Source organism: Shewanella canadensis, assembly GCF_003966225.1.
GTDB lineage: Bacteria > Pseudomonadota > Gammaproteobacteria > Enterobacterales > Shewanellaceae > Shewanella > Shewanella canadensis.
This window is the reverse complement of record NZ_RXNU01000002.1, coordinates 282760-304493: the sequence shown is the minus strand read 5'-3', so window position 1 is coordinate 304493 and position 21734 is coordinate 282760. Positions and strand designations below refer to the sequence as shown.

Here is a 21734-nt window from a genome sequence, read left to right as displayed (position 1 = left end):
AGTGTCCTGTCTTTTCTATACCGTTACAACAGTAAATCCTAATTTATGCTTAAGCTTGTGGTAGGATCCCCGCCGGAAATTTAACTAAGCAATGAAATGGGTAATGTCGCGATGAGTAGAAAAATTGAATTATTGGCACCGGGTGGGGATGTCGATGCGATCAAAGCCGCGATTGTTGCAGGTGCAAACGCCGTCTATTGTGGCCTGGATACATTCAATGCCCGTAACCGGGCGACTAACCTCTCATTCGATGATTTGATGGGGATCATTGGGCTTGCACACCAATACCAGTGTGAAGTCTTCCTCACCATGAATATCGTGATCCTGGAGCACGAGATCACCGGCTTAGTTAAGCTGCTCAATCAAATCGTTAATATCGGCATCGATGGCATTATCGTGCAGGATCTGGGGATATTTAATCTGGTCAAGAAACACTTCCCCAGTCTGGCCGTACACGCATCGACCCAGCTCACCACCCACAACCCGGGGCAGATACGCTTTCTGGCCAAGATTGGCGCCACCCGAGCCAACCTGTCGCGGGAATTAAACCTCAGTGAGATTAAGAGCCTCACCACACTCGCCCATGAGCATGATGTGCTTACCGAGGTCTTTGTCCATGGCGCGCTGTGTATCGCCTTCTCGGGCCAGTGTTATTCGAGCTCGGTCAGTGTCGGCAACTCCGGCAACCGTGGTCGATGCAGCCAAGCCTGCCGCGATGAATATGAGATCACCAATGCGGGCAACAAGTTCCCATTGAACCTTAAAGATAACTCGGCCTATTTCGACCTGCCGGAACTGGTCGACGCCGGCGTCGACTCGCTGAAGATCGAGGGGCGCATCAAAGGCGCGCAATATGTCCACACCGTGGTGGATAGCTGGCGCCAGCAGATAGATAAATTTGTCGAAACGGGCCAGTTGTTATCCGATAACACCAACCTTTATAAGGTCTTTAACCGTGATTTCACCAACTCCTTCTTAAAGGGCGATCTCACCAAGAATATGTTTATCGATAACCCCCGCGATAACAGCTTTCAGCATGCCAACGATAAACATAACGCCATCTCTGTGGTGCAGATCCAGGCCGTGCAAAAAGACCTTTCTGAAGAGAAAAATGTCATCGGCGCGCGTGTGGTCGAAAAAATTCAGCACTTAAGCATCGCCAAGCAAGCATTAACTATCCGCTTTAGCGGACAAGCCGGCAAGCCGCTAACGGTCGATGTCACCGCTGGCAAGCATGAATTTTACGTGCAATCTGAGATGCCGCTTATTGCGTCCGAGCAAGCGGCGATAGATCAAAGCGCCATCGAAAAGCGCTTCAAGAGCCTGCAACAGGGCAAGTACGCCTTGCAAGCATTCGACTTCAGCGGCCTCGATGCCGGCCTCAACATGCCGTTTAAGGAGCTGACCCGAATTAAAAAGCAGGTCGCCTTCCTGTTGAATGACGAGGTTGAAGTGATCCCGCCGGTCACCCTGCCTAAGCTGACAAAACATAGCAAGCTGACCGACACGCCCACGCTATCGCTATTGATAAGCGACGAGAAAGACCTGCACCTTTGTGATGTCACCGACGCCGATATCTACTTTAAACTACCGGAAAGCTTCAAGAAAAACTGCACTAAGTACATAGATATCTTGTTAAGAAATCCAAGGCTGATCCCCTGGTTTCCCGCCGTACTCATAGGCAAAGACTATCTCGAAGCGGTCAAAATTCTTGAGCGAGTCAAGCCTGCGCGAATCGTCACCAATAACACCGGGGTGGCATACAAGGCGTATGAGATGAACATCAGCTGGATAGCCGGGCCTTTCCTCAATACGACCAACTCCTATGCGCTATTAACCCTGCAGGAGGAGCTCAATTGTGCCGGGGCGTTTATCTCCAACGAGATCAACCAAAATCAGATCAGAAATATTGCGCGGCCGGAAAACTTTAAGTTGTTATACAGCATCTATCACCCCATCCTGATGATGACCAGCAGACAGTGTTTCTTCCAACAGACCGTCGGCTGCAACAAGCCCGCTATCGAAGATGGTTGTATGCTCAAGTGTGAAAAAGCCACCACCATCACCAATGTGAAGGGGATCTCTTTTGCCGTCGACAAGCAAAAAGGCGGTTATCCCAGCATCTATAACCATGAGCAGTTCTTGAATATGGATGTCATCGATGATTTCTCACACCTGTTCGATGAGTTCTTTATCGATCTGACCAACATCGGCTCGGGCTCCAAGGCGGAATTAAATAAGGCCCGGTTAATCCATCACTTCGAAAACCTAATCAAGGGTGACAGCGAAGCCAAAGCGCAGCTCGATACCATGGTGACAGTCTCGACCCATGCCCAGTACAGCCAAGGGCTGTGATATTGGCAGCAATAAGACACCAATCGAATCGCCTTGGCAGAGATTGAGTCTGGACCAATGAGGAATGAGCAATGAGCGATGGGCGATGGGCGATGAGCCTAGAACCTAGAATCTGGAGCTGTCGCTCATTGACCGCCAAATAAGACGATGTCCTGGTTATCCAGCCATAGAGGGCATGGCGTCATGGCTTTAGAAAATATCGGTTGCTCATAATGGCTATTCATCCAACGGCGCACATTTTTATGTGGCGACTGTAAATAGCCGCGATGATTGACTCGGGAAAACTGGCGAACAAAGGGGAGCAGGGCGTAGTCAACCAAACTCGGTGTCATTCCCATCAAGAAATGGTGTTCGTCTAGGCGTTGTTCGAGGTGGGATATAAAGGGCTGGCATTGGTCAAGATAATGCTCCTGGGCGGTGTCATGGTAGCGAGCGGCCGCTTTATATCGCTCTAAGGCTGGCACGAACACGTTATCGTTTCGGTCAATTAATGCCAGCATGGCAGGCAATGCATCGACCTGAGAGCTTAACAACAAGTCGCTGGGATCATTTTGTGCCAGGGCCCAAAGCATGATATCCAGGCTTTCCTCAATCACAGTACCGTCATCGAACACCAGCAGCGGCACGCGGGCATGTTTAGAAACCGCCAGCATCTGTGGCGGGATATTCTTCAACACGATTTCACGCAATATGACCGTCTGCTTTGAAAGTAAGATGGCCAGTCTCGCCCGCATGGTATAGGGACATCGTCGCAATGAATACAGTATTGGTGGTGACATAAGCAACCCGATTGCAGCCCTTGTCTCTGTACTATAGCCGATCTTTTACGGTGGGATTTGCTCTTTTGTAGGAGCGGCTTTAGCCGTGAAGTTTAAAGGTTTCGAGTTTCGAGTTTCGAGTTTCGAGATACGGGCTTGAGAGCCCGTCATCCTGAACTTGTTTCAGGATCCAGCTTTAGCTTTTAGCTTTGCTGGTTTCGAAAGCTGGATCCCGGCTAAAAGTATCGCCGGGATGACAATCAGCAATCCGCGACCAGCGTAATCCCAAATCCCGATTATTCGGGATCAATAATTATGAGCTACCCTACGATAATATCGTTGTTCAAAATTAAATGAGCTCATCTTCATGGTGCGGATCGCATCGACCCAGCCAATAATCATAGGCACCAGAGTCCAGCTAAATACCAGGTACAAACTACCCATTCCGTATTGACCTAAATAGAACTTATGTACGCCTATGATTCCGAATAAAAAACCAAACCAAATAGCGAGTTTTTGATTTTTTATCTGAATGTTCGGGTCTACTCCGGCTAAAGCCTCTAACCCTTGCGCAGTATGACATTGTGGGCAGATAGCCAAACTCGGATCGATCTTTTGGCTGCACTCAGTACATTCAGAGCGCGGGCAATCACTATTTTTCATTGCAGACTCCAGTTGTCATACGTTAGTAATATTGCTGATTACTTATTATGTGTACAAGTGTGCGCTGAAATACAGGTGCACAGTTCACAAAAATAAAATAAACAAGAATAAACAGCTTCAACGTGACGTCATTAAAGGCTGGGTAGCGCTCTCTTTCGTCTCTTCTGTCATGCCTTACGAGGTTTTAACTATGAAAAGGTGGGGGTAGTGAAGGCCGTGAAGCTTGTGGGGAGAGTGAGCAAAAATTAAAAAAGCAGAACAGATGTATCTTTTCTGTTAAACAAATTATATGCAGAACGCTATGTTAGCTATCGAAAAGATAAACGTAAAAGCAAACAAGGATGAACCCCAAAGGGCTGCTGTGGTAACCATTGCGTAAGCTGCTTAGGCGGAACTCACATCAGGAAGATGTTTCCCACTCTCTTTTTCTTACAAAGAGTCAGTGCCATACTTAAGATGCATCTAAGTTAAGCCTTTGATACAAATCAATAAACCTCCAGATACCGGTTCCTATCCCCTATAAAAGGTTTAGATTAGAAAAGATACGGCGGATAGGTAAGTTCAAAAAAGCTTAATCTGGCCCAGATTGTCCACAGGTTACTGATTTTAAGGGAATTATTATGAGCATTAAAGATGTAGTGCATTCAGCAGGAACGAACCTTCACACAATAATGATCACAGCAAGGGAAAAAGATGGTTCAGTTGAAACTCGAGAGGCGGAGCCATACAGCTATAGGGTAACTGCTGGAACGGAAAAACTCTTTTGCTATGACATAAGGAAGGATGGGGTAAGGAACCTATTTATTTCGAATATCATTTCAGTTGTTGAAACACAAAATGCTTTTAAACCAAGGTGGCCAGTTGAAGTGTAGCTGTGGTTTTCTCTGCAATTATTTTACTACTTTAAAAATGGTTAACACAGCATGAATAGACTAAAAATAGATCTTGAAAATTGTTACGGAATTAGTAAATTAGGCCACGAGTTTGACTTTTCAAAAAACGAACGAAATGATGGTGTTAATAGTCTTTATGCACCAAATGGCTCTCTTAAGACTTCTTTGGCAAAAACTTTTAAAGACATTCAAGATAATCAAGATAGTAAAGATCTTATATTTAGTTCGCGTGAAACAACCAGAGTGGTTTTAGTTGATAATGTTGAAATTGAAGCTCGTCAGATCATGGTTATTGATTCATATAATGAAAGTTATAGTTCTCAACAAGTATCAACCTTGCTGGTTAATGAGAATCTAAAAAAACAGTATGAGTTGGTATTAAAAGAAATAGAGGAAAAGCGCGGATTATTGATTAAGGCTATTAGTAAAAGTTCTGGTATTACTGGTCGAAAAGAGTCTGTAGAGTTTGTCATATGTTCAGCATTTGGAAGGAATGAAAAGGAATTTTTTGAACTTGTATCAGAGTTAAAGGGCCAAGTGTATCCTGATTTTACTATGCACAAAGATATTAAATACTCTGATATTTTTACGGATAAAGTTATTGCGCTTATTACTTCAGGTGAATTTTGTCAACAGCTAACAGAATATGTTGATACTTATGAAAAACTGATACGTGACTCACCAATTTTAACTAAAAAGTTTAATCATCAAAAAGCTGGTCAAGTTACAAAGAACCTTGGTGATGCAGGATTTTTTTCAGCTTCTCATTCTGTCAATCTTACTTTAGGTGGTGAGAAGGTTGAAATCGAGTCTCATGCTGATTTAAAAGCAATTCTGGAAGCTGAAGAGGAGAAAGTCCTTCAAGACCCAGAGCTAAAAGAGAAGTTTGAGCAAGTTGATAGCAGGTTAAAAAATGCTGAAACTCAGAAATTTAGAGATTACATTTCTGAACACCATGAAATATTACCAGAACTACAAGATCTTTCTGGTTTTAAAAAGAAATTATGTTTAGCTTACCTTCAGATACATACGGAGCTTTGGCAAGAGTTGATTGATACCTATCGAGTTAATCAAGAGCTCATCGCCAATATCATTAGTGAGGCTAAGAGAGAAAGAACTATTTGGGAGTCTGTTGTAGAAATATTTAATCGTCGTTTTAATGTTCCATTTAATTTAAGCGTGGATAATCAGGATGATGTCATTTTACATGATGCTGCACCAGTCATAAAATTTGAATTTAATGATGGACGTGGAGTCCAGCAAGTGAATCGTGGAAGTCTGTTAGAAACTCTTAGTCAAGGTGAGAAAAGAGCTCTTTATATATTGAATGTTTTGTTCGAAATTGAATTTAAGAAACAACAAGAAAATCATGTCTTAATTATTATTGATGATATAGCTGATTCTTTTGATTATAAAAATAAGTATGCAATCGTAGAGTATTTAAAAGACATCTCAAAATTTTCAACATTTAGCCTTTTAATGCTTACTCATAACTTTGATTTTCATCGTACTATAAGCAGTCGTTTAAGTGTTAAACGTCAGAATAGATTGATGGCTGTGAGGACTAATGAGAAAATAGTTCTCAATCAAGAGAAATATCAAAATGATGTATTGAATGCTTGGAAGAATAAATTGGGAGTATGTGAAGTCTGTTTGCTTGCTTGCATTCCTTTTGTGAGAAACCTTGTTGAATACTGCTATGGACGAAATAAATATTATACGACTTTGACGTCTTTACTACACCTTAAGCCTGAAACAATGAATATTAAAATTAAGGATATACAAATTATTTATAGAGATGTGTTTAAAGATAAGGCTAGGGTTGAATTAGCTGATAGTGAAATGTTGGTAAAGGATAAACTATTTGAACAAAGTGAAGCTTTAACTCAGCATGCTACCGATTCAATAGAACTGGAAGATAAAGTAATATTAGCAATAGCTATTCGTTTAAATGCTGAAGATTTTATGATTGGAAAAATTAATGATGCAGTCTTTGTTGAGGCTATAACTAGTAACCAAACGTATGCATTGTTTTCAAAATATTCTGAAACATTTCCAACTGAACTTGAAAATATAGCTTTACTTGATCAGGTTAACCTGATGACTCCTGAAAATATTCACCTTAATTCATTTATGTATGAACCTATATTAGATATGTCAGCTCACCACTTATATAAATTATATGGAGATATTAATGCGTTAATGCGTTAATGCGTTAATGCGTTAGTGATTGGAGTTAGTTGGACAGAGTCAATAAATAGGGTCAGAGTAAACTTTCCTCATGAAGTCCTAAAGAGGCAACAGATTACAACATTTCTCGTTGGAAGCTGCCGGAGTACGCAGATGAAAATGCCGTATAGGTATGATGACTGCTCATTTTAAAGATAGCTTAGAAACTGGGAAAGAATCTTACTTGAATAATTGCCCTGTCTCAGCATTGAGATGAATTTTGTTACTTGCAGTAGACCCACCACAATAAGTGAAATAAATTGGTTGGTTTTTGTACTTAGAAGATTTGATGAATCCTCCTATCTCTTTTAGCTCTGAAAATGTGCATTTTTTAGATTTAATTAAACTCTCCGCCGCCACAGTGAAGGCTTGTTGGTATATACGGTAATCATCTGATTGAGCGATGGCTTTAGCTACTCCGCTGGCATTTTTTCCAGGATCTGTTGGTCGCTGTGAAGATAAGTATTTTACTGAAACCCATTCTGCAAATTTTGCGTCGACAATTCCGTTTTCAGGTATGCAATGAGCGTTGCCAGAGTCAACGTAATTGCTAGTACCGTTTTGGCAGAAGGCATCATAGTATTTCGTAATCCTAATCCAATCGGACTTTCTTTCAAACACCTTAACTTGTTCACGGTAGAAAAGCTGGCCGACAACACCGCATGAGGTTGCAGGGCATGTCCTCCGGTTTAACCTGTCTGAAGTTACCCAAAATTCATCCGAAGAGAGCGTTGGGAAAGGGATATTCAATATGAGGATTGCTATAAGTGCTTTATACATAGTGAGCCTTTTACTAGCTGTAGTACATTTAGCATTCATTAAGTTTATAAATAAAAAGTGTAGAAAAAAAATGGAGGAGGGGGATGAAAAATATCAAAATTGTTAGTTCCAAATGCAGCCGCAGGATACAACATTCCCCGTTGGAAGTTGCCGAAATACGCAGATGAAAATGCCGTATAGCCATCATGGATGATGGCTAAGGCTCGGGGGGGCATGGATGTCCCATCTGAGTCGTTAGGCGATTTTTATTGAAGTATGAGGCCCGTACTTAATGCATGTAACTTCGCCGGGGCGTTAGGGTGGATGCAAGGAGGGCGAGGACGAGCAGTCCTCCTTGCCCTGGTGTGGAATGGAATTCCACGACTTTAATCCAAACGGAGTTTGGAAAGCCAAAGAGCTAGATTCCGGCTTAAAAGCATTGCCGGAATGACGATGCCGCCACTGGAATGACGGAATAAAATCCTAGATCCCGGCTAAGAACATCGGGATGACGGAATAAGTGGCACCGTTAAAAACGGTTAACCCCTCCGTTAAAACCCTCTGTTAAGAACCTTGAGTCACTGTTGTTGATTTGTAATTTTCGCTCAGATCATCTACCCTGTTGCTTCATTTTAAGGCAATTGCATCACGGTTTAATTAGCCTAGCTAAAGCTAGTAAATCCTAGCTAGTAAACCCTAATTATACTCAGTGCAAATAGCTACAGGAGAAACATGTCAGACCCTGATATATCACCTCAATTCAATGCAGAAATGGGCATTACTGATTATAAAAAAGTAATCCAAGATGCTGACAACTACTTTAATGAAAACTTTACCCACATTGCTATCGACGAGATAGTAAAGTTACGCGCTGATTTCTTTGATACTTTACTTCTCCATCTCTGGAAATGTGCCGATCTCGCTGACGAAGATATATCTCTCAATGCCGTAGGCGGTTATGGCCGTCAAACGCTACACCTGCACTCCGACATTGATATGTGTGTCTTATCTTCCCAAGAGCTTAGCCCTCATCAAGCCACGCAGATTGGCCAGTTTTTCACCCAACTATGGGATATTGGGTTGGAGCTCGGCCATAGCGTGCTAGCACTGAATGAAATTGATAATGCGTGTGAAGATATAACCATTGCTACCTCACTGTTTGAGATCCGCCATTTATCGGGACCAGAGTCTCATGCGAATCAGGTCTTAGACAGACTCTATGGTGATGACCTCTGGAGCAGTGAAGCCTTCTATAAAGCGAAATTCAGCGAGCAAGATGTACGCCATCAAAAGGCGCAAGGCAGTGCTTTTAGCCTGGAACCTAACCTAAAAAATAGCCCCGGTGGTATGCGCGATATCCAAACCCTGATCTGGGTAACCCGTAAGTATTTTGCGGCAGAGGATATGGCGGCCTTAAGGCGGTTCGGCTTCTTTACCGCCGACGAATATGCAGAACTGTTAGAGTCACAACATTTTATCTGGCGTACGCGTTGGGCACTGCACGCAGCGGCGCAGCGTTCTGAGAACCGACTACTTATAGGTTTGCAAAGTGATGTCGCCAGGCTGATGGGCTTTGGAGACAACAGTCACCTCGCTATCGAAAAAATGATGCGTCAGTTATACCGTGCAATGAGGCGGATTAGCGAACTCAATCAAATGTTATTGCAGTATTTTAAAGATGAAATCCTGGTACAAACAGACAAGAAATCTATCCCGTTAAATCAACACTTCGAAATAAATGGTCGACAGATAAATGCTCGCCATGATGATGTATTTGTTGATCGCAAACAGCTTATCGCTCTGTTTATCCATATTGCAGAAAACGCGAATGATATTGATGGTATTTCGCCGCAGACGATTCGGTTAATACGTCAGGTCAGACGACGACTATTAGGCGATCTGCAAGATTTTCATAGCTGCCGTAAAGAGTTTATTTCGCTGTTTCGTCATCCTCAAGGCATGGGGCTGGCGCTATCATTAATGCACAAACATGGGATCTTAGCGTCATATCTCCCCCAGTGGCGTGAAATTGTGGGTCAGATGCAGTTCGACCTCTACCATGTTTATCCCGTTGATGAGCATACTCATAAGTTACTGAAAAACTTATATTCACTGAACGGCAAATCTGAAAACCCGTCTCTTGTACAGCCTAGCGCTGTTTACAAAGCGATAGAGAATAAAGAGGTATTGTTGTTAGCGGCCTTGTTCCATGATTTAGGCAAGGGACGCGGTGGCGACCACAGTGAATTGGGGGCGGTCGATGCGCTGCAATTTGCTAAATTTCATGAGCTAAAACCTTCGCAAGCTAAGGTGATAGCCTGGTTAGTTAAAAATCATCTATTGTTATCCTTATCCTGCCAACGGTTAGATATCTATGACCCTTCGGAAGTTAAAAACCTTGCTAAAGCGATAGGGACTAAAGCCAGACTCGATGCGCTGTATTGTTTAACGGTTGCCGACATTAAGGCGACAAATGATGATCTGTGGACTAACTGGAAGGCAACCTTGCTCCGAGATCTCTATTTGTCGATAAGTTTCGCGCTGCGTAATGGCTTAGAAAATGTTTTAGAGCAGCGAACTGTCGTCCGTGAACACAAAAATGAAGCACTAGAACTGATGGGGGCGAGTGAAACGCCTGATGTGATCAAACAGCTTTGGAAGCGCTTACCGCTCTCATTTTTCAGTAATGCTCAACCCAGTGAAATAGCCCGTTACTCTCATGCCATGACGCAACATCCCGCCGATCATGCACTTATTCTGCTGGATGAAAGCAGTACTAAAGGTAGCAGTGATCTATTCGTCTACATGAAGGATAAGCCCGGCCTGTTTGTGACACTATTTAATACCTTAGCTTCACTACAGATCTCAGTTCAGCAAGCGAATATATCTAAGACTAAAGATGGTTATGTGGTGGAGTCTTTAAAAATACTGGATTATGATCATCACCCAATAAGAACCGCTGGGCGACGTGACCGTATCAAGCAAAGGCTGAAACAAGTATTGTTTGAAAATAGAAAGGTGCCTAAACAACGCCGTAATAGCAACATTGGCTCATTCGTCAGTGAGCCTAAAGTCGAATTTTTGCACTCTCGTAAAAAGGATAGAACGCTTATCAGCGTTACCGCACTCGATAATCCACAATTTATGAGTCACTTCTGTAACGGTTTCAGGCAGTTTGAACTCAATATTCACTCGGCAAAAATAACCACAGTTGGTGAACAGGTTGATAATGTATTTCTTGTCTCTGACAAAGAGGGCCAATCATTAGATGATGAGAGCAAACAAGCGTTAAAATCTTTCTTTGTCGATATCATTAAAGAAGAGGCGCCTGTTTAATTCATAAGTGGTCAGAGTAAGCTTTCCCTATTTCATCCAAATACCGCCGCAGGTTACGACAATTCCCCGTTGGAAGGCGGGTAATCACCTTTCGTGATTGTGCTTATGAGTGTATGAGCGAGAGCCAGGGGGGACAGGCTACTATGTCGGAGCGGCTTTCCTGAGTTCGTGGCCCTTCATGTAGGAGCGGCTTTAGCCGCGAAGCTCTGTCTTTGTAGGTTTAAAAAGCTGGTTGATGATGTTCCAAGGATCCCTCAGGGTCCGAGATAATTTCCCTATTTCATTCCAAATACCGCCGCAGGTTACAACAATTTTGACCATGCCACCGCTGCATTTGTGAATCTGACCTCCAAGGATGGAGTGAATGCCTTATTATGTAGGGAACATATAAGGCCATTCACGTCAGACGAGCAGTCCTCCTTGCCCTACTCTTTATTGCGAGAAGGGAATGGAATTCCACGACGCCTACTCTCTCAAAATAAGCAAACGGAGTTTGGAAAAGCTTAAAGGCTAGATCCCGGCCTAAAAGAACACCGGGATGACGGCATGAAAGAACAGATCCCGGCTAAGAGCATCGCCGGGATGAAGAAGTCGCTACTGGGATGACTATCTGAAATCCGCGACTCGCGTGTTTACTCGTGGTGTTCTTTTAACTTTTGGAATAATACGTCTTTCAAATTAGCGCGTTGTAATTTGAGCTGGTGCATATGCTCGTCATCGGTAGGACTGCCGTCAATTTCCAGCTGACGAATATCATAATCTAATAGGTGGTACTGTTTGGATAATTTTTTGAATGCTTCGTCTTTATAATTCAAATAAACAATGTCTTGTTTAAATTCTGGGAAGTCGAAAATAAGCGCATGATTCTCATTTAACATAGGTAACCCCTGAATGGTGAACTGAAATTTATTATTTTGTAACTAGAATCACTATAGCATCATGAAGTTTAAAAATAAGTGGGATCAGAGCAAAGTTTATCCAGTTAAACCGAACTAAGCCTAAAGCTACAATATTCCCCGTTGGAAGGCTAATAATCCCCTTTTATGATTGTGCTTATGAGCGAGAGGTAGAGGGGAATATGGTGTAGCCATACCCTTCATGCGCCATGATTGTCAATCTGGTTTTTACGCATAACTATTCACCTGGCAGGGGCCTTTGTCTACACCCACGCAATCCCACCCCTGTTAACATATCCTTAACTGAAACTTAATATCCTTACTAATTGTGGTGGTTAATAATGCTACAGCCCAGATACCGTGCTGTATACCACTATATTAGCGGTTAATAAATGAGCTAGCTGTTATTTTGTTCTTTTTGTATAGTAACTTAGGCTTAACTACTTTTGCTGAATATATCAGAATAGGTGTAAAACTTGATCTTAAACCAGTAAGTTGTATACCTCTTTAGGGATATTTGAATGGTATGCCAGTGACCATCCTCACACAAGTGTTAAGTTAATGTTTACCAAAAGCTCTCCATTTTGTTATAGGTTGACTCGTCTTTAGGACGCTGTGCTTACAATAATAAATTACATAAAAAGTGAATAAAATTCACTTGCAGGAGAGTAAGATGAGATTACAAAAGCTTGCGGTTGCTATTGCGGTATCTGCTGTTTTAGTTGGTTGTAGCGATGATGATGACACACAATTAATTACCTGTGGTGAGGGATCGCTACTCAACCCGGATACTAACATCTGTGAAGTACTTCCCGTTGACCCTGTAGAGCCCGTCGATCCGGTTGTGTGTGGTGAAGGAACCGTTTTAGATACGGAAACCAATACCTGTATCGTTCCGCCAACATCAGGGCCTGTTGATCTATACAACAGCGATAACTGGCAGGAGACCTTCCCTGATCAGCATGCTACTTGGGCTAGTAGCGAAGAGAACACCCCGGAATCTGGCACGCCAACAGATCTACTGGAAGCAAACCCTAATCTGGTCAGTGCATGGGCTGGCTATGGATTTGCGAAAGATTATAACCGCGCCCGAGGTCACCAGTTTGCATTAACCGATGTAATGAAGTCCTTGCGAACAGGCAGCCCAATTGTCGGTCACGACGGTAACGTTGTTGGTGAAGCAATGGCTGCATCTTGCTGGTCTTGTAAGTCTCCAGACGTTGCTCGCATGTACGATCTTGTCGGCGAAGACAAGTTTGCTAACAACAGCTGGTCCACTTGGGGCCATGAAATGAGTAACTCCGTTGGTTGTGCCGATTGTCATGAGTTGGGTGGAATCGACTTACGTCTAAGCCGTCCATACGCTGACCGTGCTATGACTAAAGTTGGCCTAACGTTCGAGGAGCAAGATCACAACGGTCAAGCCAGTCAAACCTGTGCTCAGTGTCACGTTGAATACTATTTCGATGGCACAGACAGTAAAAAGGTTCGCTACCCATGGGATCATTGGGTACCAGGTGTAGAAACCGATTACGCCAGCGTCGTTAGCTACACAGGTGACGACATGCTTTATAAAGGTTTCGCTGCCGAAGCTCAGTTAGCCTACTACGATAACATCAACTTTAAAGACTGGACTAACGCGATATCTGGTACTCCTTCGCTAAAAACACAGCATCCTGAATATGAGAACTTAATGGATAGAACATCTCATGTGATGCCTAACCATCTTGAGTTCAGCTGTAATACTTGTCACATGCCGAAAGCTGAAAATGCGGAAGGGCTTGAGTACTCCAACCACAACGTTAAGTTTGATCCTGCTAAGTTACCAAGCAGCTGTAAAGGGTGTCACGATGACAGCGCGATTGAGTCTATGCTGGAGTCGAGAAAAACTGCAATCAATAACCTTCGCTTTGCAGCCACAGGTACTGACCCACGTCTGACAGAGGCGCACTTTAAGGCACAGGCTATCTGGGCTGCGAACGGTGTTGAAGGCATCGATGCAGGCAAAACCATAGGTGAAGCTAAAGGCAACTATGAGGCAGCACTTAAAGCCGGTAATGATTTAGCTACCGAAATGAATAGCCTGCTAGGTAAAATCCGTAACGCACAGTGGTTCTGGGATAGCGCTACCGCATCTCACGGTATGTATGCTCATAACTTCACTGAAGCAAAACGTCTGTTGATAAAGTCTAATACTGTCTTAGATGGTGCGATTGCTGAAGCTGACGTACTACTCGCTAAATATGCGCCTAGCTACGTGTATGACGCAACTAAGTACGATACTAAGGCGAAAGTGCAACCGGAAGCCGGTCTTGATTATGACGCCATGAAAGCTGCTAAAGATGAGTTTATCAATGAGCGTGTTAAGAAAGAGTGGCCAATTGAGCTACGCTAACTAGTCGATTCATCTCCCCTCCGGATCGTCTCTAAGCAAAATGCCAGTCAGTAAAAACAGACTGGCATTTTTTTGTTTCGATTTATCTAGGGACGGCACTGCTAATTTCTGCTTTGCTACAGATAATACGCTCACGGAGCAAGTCATAACACCAGTTGTAGACAATCGCGTATACCAAGAAGAAAATGACAACGCCGATATCCATCACAAATACGGTCCAAAAATCTAGCTGCAGTACCCACATCATCAAGGGGAGTGTGGCAAAAATCATACCCAATTCAAAACCGAGTCCATGGCCTATGCGCATTTTAAATGTACGCTCAATGCGGTTATATCCAAATATACGGTCAAAGCCTAGGTTGTAAATATAATTCCAGCACATCGCAATTAATGACAGCCCGACAGCTAAGCCTGTCGCTGACTTTGCTCCTGCATCGGTAAAGACAGTGGCGGCAGTGATAACAAATACTAAGGCAATCGCTTCAAATAATACGCTGTGAAAAATTCGTTCTTTCGTGTTCATGCTAAATCTCATTTATGTTGTTCACTGGTTCTTGGTTGCTATAATCATCATTATTTACGAAAGAAGATAGTTAGTTACTATCAGGAAAAGTGATATGTATAATTTGGAACAGCTGAGAATGTTTGTAGAAACGGCACAATCAGGGTCATTCTCGGCATGCGCTCGTCAGTTGGGCAAGGTGCAGTCGGCGGTGAGTCAGGGGATTGCAAATCTTGAAATTGAGCTCAATACGACGCTGTTTGATCGTACCAGCCGTAAACCATCATTAACCCCTCACGGTGAGAGATTATTACCGTTTGCTCAAGCCATTCTGCAACAAACTTATGAGCTTGACTCGGTGACCAACGCCCTGAATTTATCCCATGAAACACAGATAAAAATGGCGGTGGACGATGCGTTGCTTCCTGTGACAACCAGCATTCTTAATGCTTTTGCAACGCGTTTCCCTGGCACCATCTTGGAGCTTTACGCCGTTTCAACCCCCGATGTGTTAACGCTAGTGCATACGGGGCGAGCCGATTTAGGGTTGATGTTTGCGAATAGCGATTTCCCGCAAGAAGTGGATTTGTGTTATGTCGGTAGCTTGCCGTTTAATGGCGTCGTGAGCCCGGCGCATCCACTGGCTAACATGGACATAGTCACAGTTGCGGATTTAATCCCACACCGTCAATTGCTGATCCGTGGCCTTGATGGTCAGGCCTTGGCGCACTGCCCTAGTATCTCTTCACATATCTGGTGGGGAAATACCTTTAATGCCGTTAACACCATGGTAAAAGAGGGGCTGGGATGGAGTTATATTCCTGCTTATATGGCAGAGCGATATGAGCATCAGGGTGACATGGTGCGAATGAATCTAAGTTTTGATCATAAGCCGTGGCGAGTGCCGATTGATCGTGTGATGGCAAAACAAAAGGCGAAAGGCCCCGCCTTAACGTGGTTGGCCGATGCCATCGTCAATGTGTTGGATGAATAGAAAGACAGGGACAGTCACATCTATCCAGGGATGGCAGTGCTAATTTCTGCTCTGCTAGTATGCTTAACCCCTTGTTTATCAAAAGTGATACGCCAAACTTTACAGTAAGACCATTGACCATTTCCCCCATTAGTCAGGTTCAATGGTCATGTTCTGTTAGAATGTTGCACATAATAATAACTATATGCACGCATTTGGGATCCATGAAAGAATTTATCATCATTGGGGCCGGTCAGTCTGGACTGGCTATGGCTTATAACTTATCCAAAAACAGTAAAGACTACTTAATTTTAGATGCCAATGAACACATTGGGGCACCTTGGCTAAAGCGTTGGGATTCTTTAAAGCTCTTTACCCCCACAGAATACAACCACCTTCCAGGTATGCCATTTCCGTTTCCTAAAGGGTACTACCCCAATAAATATGAAGTGGCAGACTACTTAAAAAGTTATGTTGAAAAATTTTCGATGCCGATTGAATTCAATCAAAGAATCACCTCGGTAAAGAAAGTTGATGGTATTTTTGAAATAATCAGTGGTACGGCAAGCTATCAAGCCAAACAGCTCATTATCGCCACGGGCCCCTTCCATACGCCCTATACTCCCGCTTGCCATGTTGATATCGCGGACAATATTACTCAATTACACAGTGAAAACTATAAAAGTCCTGAACAGCTGCAAGAGGGTGACTGTTTAGTGGTAGGTGCCGGTGATTCTGGGGTGCAAATTTTATCAGAAATTGCAGATACAGGACGTAAAGTGCACTTCTCCGGTACTGATAAAATCACCGCTATCCCACAGTCATTTTTAGGTAAAACCCTGTGGTGGTGGTTCACTAAAATCGGCTTTTTATCCGTTACCCGTTTTAGCAAAATGGGCAAATGGTTGAGCAAGGGTGTGCAGCCCGTTATTGGCACTGACGTGAAGTCACTTCTAGCCAAAACTAATGTGATTCATATGGGAAGAACATTGTCAGCCGATGAAACCAGTATCAAGTTTCAAAAAGGCAGCATCAGCAGTATCAAAAATATTATTTGGGCGACAGGCTTCAAACCTAACTTCTTTTGGATTGAAGATATCTCTTTTGATGAAATGAACTACCCGAGCAATTATCGTGGGGTCAGTAAAGACGTCGATGGATTATATTTTATTGGCCTACCTTGGCTATACACCCGAGGTTCAGCGACACTCGGCGGCGTATGGAAAGATGCCAAATATTTGATGACACATATTCAGGGAAACAAATAGGGCAATAACAAAGCCCCTCAGATCATGTGGGGTTAGAGTAAGCTTTAGCAACTACAAACACTGCTGCAGGTTACAAGACTCCCCGTTGGAAACTCTTTGCTTTTCAGAAGGGGGTCGCCGGGCGTCATGGGATATTCCTTCGCGGCTAAAGCCGCTCCTACATCAAGCTTGAGCAATTATGTTCGACGAATATTTAGGGTCAAAGCAAACTTTAGCAACTCCAAACACCGCTGCAGATTACAAGATTCCCCGTTGGAAATTCTTCGCTTCTCAGGTGGGTTTCGCCGGGCGTCATGGGACTTTCCTTCGCGGCTAAAGCCGCTCCTACATCAAGCTGAGCAATTATGTTCCTCAAATATGTGGGGATTGAGCAAACTGTAGCAACTCCAAACACCGCTGCAGGTTACAAGATTCCCCGTTGGAAATTCTTCGCTTCTCAGAAGGGTTTCGCCGGACGTCATGGGATATTCCTTCGCGGCTAAAGCCGCTCCTACATCAAGCTTGAGCAATTATGTTCCACGAATATACGGGGGCAGAGCAGACATTATCAACTCCAAACAACGCCGCAGGTTACAACATTCCCCGTTGGAAGTTGCCCAAATACGTAGATGAAAATGCCGTATAGCCATCATGGATGATGGCTAAGGCTCGGGGGGACATGGATGTCCCATCTGAGCCGTTAGGTGATTTTCATTGGAGTATGAGGGCCGTACTCAATGCATGTAACTTCGCCGGGGCGGCAAGGGGAGATGCAAGAGGGGGATTGCTGTTGATCCCCTTCTTGCCCTACTCTATATTGCGAGAAGGGAATGGAATTCCACGACTTTCTCCAAACGGAGTTTGGAAAACCTACAGAGATAGATTCCGGCTAAAAGCATCGCCGGAATGACGATGTCGTCACCGGGATGATAATCAAAAATTAAAGAGTAACCCTATGATTACTCAACATCATAATCCAACACTGGTGCCAGCCACCTTTCGGTGTCAGCCACACTCATCCCCTTACGCGCCGCATAATCCTCTACCTGATCGCGACCAATATTGGTCACGCCAAAGTAACGCGACTTAGGATGGGCGAAGTACCAGCCGGATACCGCTGCCGTTGGGAACATGGCATAGCTCTCGGTGATATTAAGATCGATCGTCTCATCGGGCTTAAGCAGGTCCCAAAGCAGTCCCTTCTCCGTGTGGTCTGGACACGCAGGGTAACCCGGTGCAGGACGTATGCCCTTGTACTTCTCGCGGATCAGCGCTTCGTTATCGAGTGCCTCATCACTGGCGTAGCCCCAGAACTCCTTACGTACCCGTTCGTGCATACGCTCGGCGAAGGCTTCGGCCAATCGGTCGGCGAGACTCTTGAGCATGATGGCGTTGTAGTCGTCGTGATCGGCTTCGAAGCGTGCAACATGTTCGTCGATGCCATGACCTGCGGTGACTGCGAAGCCGCCCATGTAATCAGCAACGCCTGAGTCTTTTGGCGCGACAAAGTCGGCGAGACAGAAGTTGTCGTTACCCACACGCTCTATCTGCATACGCAGGTGATGAGTGGTCATCTCAAGCTTACTGCGGGTTTCGTCTGTGTAGAGCTCGATATCGTCATGGTTTACCGTGTTGGCCGGGAACAGGCCGATGACGGCCTTGGCGGTGAGCCACTTTTCACTGATGATTTTCTTAAGCATGGCCTTGCCATCATGGAACAGCTTACGCGCCTCTTCACCGACCACTTCATCATCTAAAATACGTGGAAAATGTCCATGAAGCTCCCAGCTTCGGAAAAATGGCGTCCAGTCGATACGCTCGACTAAGTCCTCTAATGGGTAGTCATCGAACACCTGACGGCCGAGCTGGTTAGGCACGAACGGAGTGTAGTTTTCCCAGTCGTGCTGACAGCGATTTTCACGGGCCGCCGCAATGGTGGTGATCTCTTTGCGTTTCGCCTGTGACAGACGCTTTTCGCGCATCATGTCGTATTCTTGATAGGCCTCATCTATGGTCGCCTGGCGAGTCTCGTTATTGATGAGTTTCGATACCATAGGCACGGCGCGGGACGCATCGGCGATATAGATGGCACCTGTTGGCGCATGGGGCGCAATCTTGACCGCGGTATGGATTTTCGAACAGGTCGCCCCGCCGATAATCGATGGAATGGTTAAGCCTGCTTTGTGGAACGATTTTACGTTATGCACCATCTCATCGAGACTCGGGGTGATAAGCCCTGACATGCCGATGATATCGACGTTTTCTGCAACGGCGACTTCGATAATCTTCTCAACCGGCACCATCACGCCTAAATCAATCACTTCATAGCCGTTACAGGCCAGCACCACGCCGACAATGTTCTTGCCGATATCGTGTACATCGCCCTTTACCGTGACCATCAAGATCTTACCGTTCGACTGACCAGGGGTCTTTTCGAGTTCGATATAGGGGTTGAGGTAAGCCACGGCTTTCTTCATCACCCTCGCCGATTTCACCACTTGGGGCAGGAACATCTTACCGGAGCCAAATAGATCGCCGACCACGTTCATGCCATCCATCAAGGCACCTTCAATCACATCCAACGGACGGCCTGCTGCGGCTCGCGCCTCTTCGGTATCTTCATCAATAAAGTCGGTGATGCCTTTAACCAATGCATGGGACAAACGTTCATTGACCGGCCAGCTGCGCCATTCCAGATCTTCCTTCTTCACCGTTTGGCTGCCGTCACCACGAAACTTCTCGGCAACCTCTAATAAGAGTTCGGTGTTGTTACTCGGTTCACCATTGGCATCGAGGGCTGTGCAAGCTAGGTTTTGGACGATGGCCTCGACTCTCTCCTTTAGCTCAGGGTCGATATCATCATAAATCGCCAGTTGACCGGCATTGACGATACCCATGTCCATCCCCGCCTGAATCGCGTGATAGAGGAACACGGCGTGAATCGCTTCTCGCACCGGATTGTTACCACGGAACGAGAACGACACGTTCGACACGCCGCCGGAGATCATTGCGTGGGGCAGGGTGCGTTTAATCTCGCGCGTGGCTTCGATAAAATCGACCGCGTAGTTGTCGTGTTCTTCGATACCGGTGGCAATGGCAAAGATGTTGGGGTCGAAAATGATATCTTCCGGTGGGAAGCCCACCTTGTCTACCAGCACGCGATAGGCACGGGTACAAATATCAATTTTACGCGCCTTGGTGTCGGCTTGACCCTGCTCATCAAACGCCATGATGATGGCGGCGGCGCCGTAGCGTTTAACCAGCTTGGCCTGCTGAATAAATTTATCTTCACCCTCTTTGAGGGAGATAGAGTTAACGATACCTTTACCCTGAATACATTTAAGGCCCGCCTCGATCACCTCCCATTTAGAGGAGTCGATCATTATCGGTACCCTAGAGATATCTGGCTCTGAGGCGATAAGGTTGAGGAATTTGTGCATCATCTCGACGCCGTCGAGCATGCCTTCATCCATGTTGATATCGATGACCTGTGCACCACTTTCAACTTGCTCTCGGGCGACAGATAGCGCCTCTTCATACTCGCCGGTTTTGATCAATCTTAGAAACTTTGCCGAGCCGGTGACGTTGGTACGTTCACCCACGTTCAGAAACAGCGAGTTCTCATCTATGGTGAGCGGTTCGAGCCCGGACAGGCGGCAAGCAACCGGAATATCAGGCAGTGGACGGGCCTGGTGTTGAATGACTGCGTCGCGGATAGCCCGAATATGAGCCGGCGTGGTACCACAACAGCCACCGATAATATTGAGGAACCCTTCTTGGGCCCACTCGCCAATAATATCGGCCATCTGCTTGGGCGTTTCATCATAACCACCAAACTCGTTTGGCAGACCCGCATTGGGGTGCGCAGAGACATAACACTCGGATATTTTTGACAGCTCTTCGACGTAGGCGCGCAGCTCTTTTGGTCCAAGGGCACAGTTAAGGCCGATAGAGAGGGGTTTTACATGGCGCAGCGAGTTGTAGAAGGCTTCGGTCGTCTGGCCTGTCAGGGTTCGACCCGACGCATCTGTGATGGTGCCTGAGATCATGATGGGCAGACGCGCACCTAAGTTCTCGAACACAGTTTCGATGGCAAACAGTGCGGCCTTGGCGTTCAGGGTATCGAAGATGGTTTCCACCATGATGATATCCGCGCCGCCTTCGATAAGCGCATCGATAGACTCGATATAGGCCTCGACCAGCTCGTCGAAGCTGACATTACGAAAGCCGGGGTCATTCACATCGGGGCTGATGGAGCAGGTGCGGTTGGTCGGGCCTAATACGCCGGCCACGTAACAGGCTCGGCCTGTCTCGGATTCGACCTCATCGGCAGCTTCGCGGGCGAGGCGGGCACCGACAAGGTTGATCTCCGCCGAGAGCTCCTGCATGTCGTAATCGGCCATGGCGATACGGGTCGCGTTGAAGGTGTTGGTCTCGATAATATCGGCACCGGCGAGCAGATAATCTTTGTGAATGCGCTTGATGGCGGCGCTCTGAGTGAGCACTAACAGGTCGTTGTTGCCTTTGACATCGCTTGGCCACTCTTTGAAGCGCTCGCCACGAAAGTCGGCTTCTTCAAACTTGCGGTCCTGGATCATGGTGCCCATGGCGCCGTCAAGGATCAGAATATTATCTTTTAGCTGTTGGCTGATCTGTGGGCCAATATCTCTTATTTTTCTTGAGTTACTTAGGGTGCCAGTGGCCATAAATTCTACCTGCCTTCGAATA

Annotated in this window: 13 protein-coding genes; 7 read left to right on the top strand and 6 right to left on the bottom strand. The window is 45.3% G+C overall.

Annotated elements, in window-relative coordinates:
* Positions 1-111 precede the first annotated feature (111 nt).
* Positions 112-2355 (top strand): peptidase U32 family protein, encoded by a 2244-nt coding sequence (locus EKG38_RS04835; protein ID WP_126519101.1) that lies wholly within the window; start codon positions 112-114, stop codon positions 2353-2355.
* A gap of 125 nt (positions 2356-2480) precedes the next feature.
* Here EKG38_RS04835 and EKG38_RS04830 read toward each other — a convergent pair whose 3' ends face one another.
* Together EKG38_RS04830 and EKG38_RS04825 are read right to left on the bottom strand one after the other, a co-directional pair.
* Positions 2481-3134, bottom strand: a complete 654-nt coding sequence (locus EKG38_RS04830) for a glutathione S-transferase (protein ID WP_126519100.1) — start codon at positions 3132-3134, stop codon at positions 2481-2483.
* 285 nt (positions 3135-3419) lie between these two features.
* Entirely contained in the window at positions 3420-3776 is a 357-nt protein-coding gene (locus EKG38_RS04825; protein ID WP_185826775.1) for a TM2 domain-containing protein, read from the bottom strand.
* A gap of 620 nt (positions 3777-4396) precedes the next feature.
* Between EKG38_RS04825 and EKG38_RS04820 the strand changes: the two genes are divergently transcribed.
* Both EKG38_RS04820 and EKG38_RS04815 read left to right on the top strand, forming a co-directional pair.
* On the top strand, positions 4397-4648 hold the full coding sequence (locus EKG38_RS04820; RefSeq protein WP_126519098.1) for a hypothetical protein: 252 nt from the start codon (positions 4397-4399) through the stop codon (positions 4646-4648).
* Positions 4649-4699: 51 nt separating this feature from the next.
* The gene (locus EKG38_RS04815; RefSeq protein ID WP_126519096.1) at positions 4700-6880 is read left to right on the top strand and encodes an ATP-binding protein; all 2181 of its coding nucleotides are present in this window, start codon (positions 4700-4702) and stop codon (positions 6878-6880) included.
* A 198-nt stretch (positions 6881-7078) separates the two neighbouring features.
* Here the strand turns inward: EKG38_RS04815 and EKG38_RS04810 are convergent, their stop codons facing one another.
* On the bottom strand, positions 7079-7678 hold the full coding sequence (locus EKG38_RS04810; protein ID WP_126519094.1) for an SH3 domain-containing protein: 600 nt from the start codon (positions 7676-7678) through the stop codon (positions 7079-7081).
* A gap of 711 nt (positions 7679-8389) precedes the next feature.
* On the opposite strand from EKG38_RS04810, the gene glnD reads away from it, so the two are divergent.
* Complete coding sequence (gene glnD, locus EKG38_RS04805) at positions 8390-10993, top strand: [protein-PII] uridylyltransferase (protein ID WP_012144080.1); 2604 nt, start codon at positions 8390-8392, stop codon at positions 10991-10993.
* Positions 10994-11625: 632 nt separating this feature from the next.
* Here glnD and EKG38_RS04800 read toward each other — a convergent pair.
* Entirely contained in the window at positions 11626-11871 is a 246-nt protein-coding gene (locus EKG38_RS04800; protein ID WP_012144079.1) for an HP1242/YdcH family protein, read from the bottom strand.
* Between the two features lie 691 nt (positions 11872-12562).
* Here EKG38_RS04800 and EKG38_RS04795 point away from each other — a divergent pair.
* Positions 12563-14284, top strand: a complete 1722-nt coding sequence (locus tag EKG38_RS04795; protein WP_126519093.1) for an ammonia-forming cytochrome c nitrite reductase subunit c552 — start codon at positions 12563-12565, stop codon at positions 14282-14284.
* An 82-nt stretch (positions 14285-14366) separates the two neighbouring features.
* Here the strand turns inward: EKG38_RS04795 and EKG38_RS04790 are convergent, their stop codons facing one another.
* Complete coding sequence (locus EKG38_RS04790; protein ID WP_185826774.1) at positions 14367-14807, bottom strand: PACE efflux transporter; 441 nt, start codon at positions 14805-14807, stop codon at positions 14367-14369.
* 94 nt (positions 14808-14901) lie between these two features.
* Between EKG38_RS04790 and EKG38_RS04785 the strand changes: the two genes are divergently transcribed.
* Together EKG38_RS04785 and EKG38_RS04780 are read left to right on the top strand one after the other, a co-directional pair.
* Positions 14902-15780, top strand: a complete 879-nt coding sequence (locus EKG38_RS04785) for a LysR family transcriptional regulator (RefSeq protein WP_126519090.1) — start codon at positions 14902-14904, stop codon at positions 15778-15780.
* Positions 15781-15983: 203 nt separating this feature from the next.
* Positions 15984-17027, top strand: coding sequence for a flavin-containing monooxygenase (locus EKG38_RS04780; RefSeq protein ID WP_126519088.1), 1044 nt, complete (start codon positions 15984-15986; stop codon positions 17025-17027).
* A 938-nt stretch (positions 17028-17965) separates the two neighbouring features.
* On the opposite strand, the gene metH is transcribed toward EKG38_RS04780, so the two are convergent.
* On the bottom strand, positions 17966-21712 hold the full coding sequence (gene metH, locus EKG38_RS04775) for a methionine synthase (RefSeq protein ID WP_126519087.1): 3747 nt from the start codon (positions 21710-21712) through the stop codon (positions 17966-17968).
* Positions 21713-21734 lie beyond the last annotated feature (22 nt).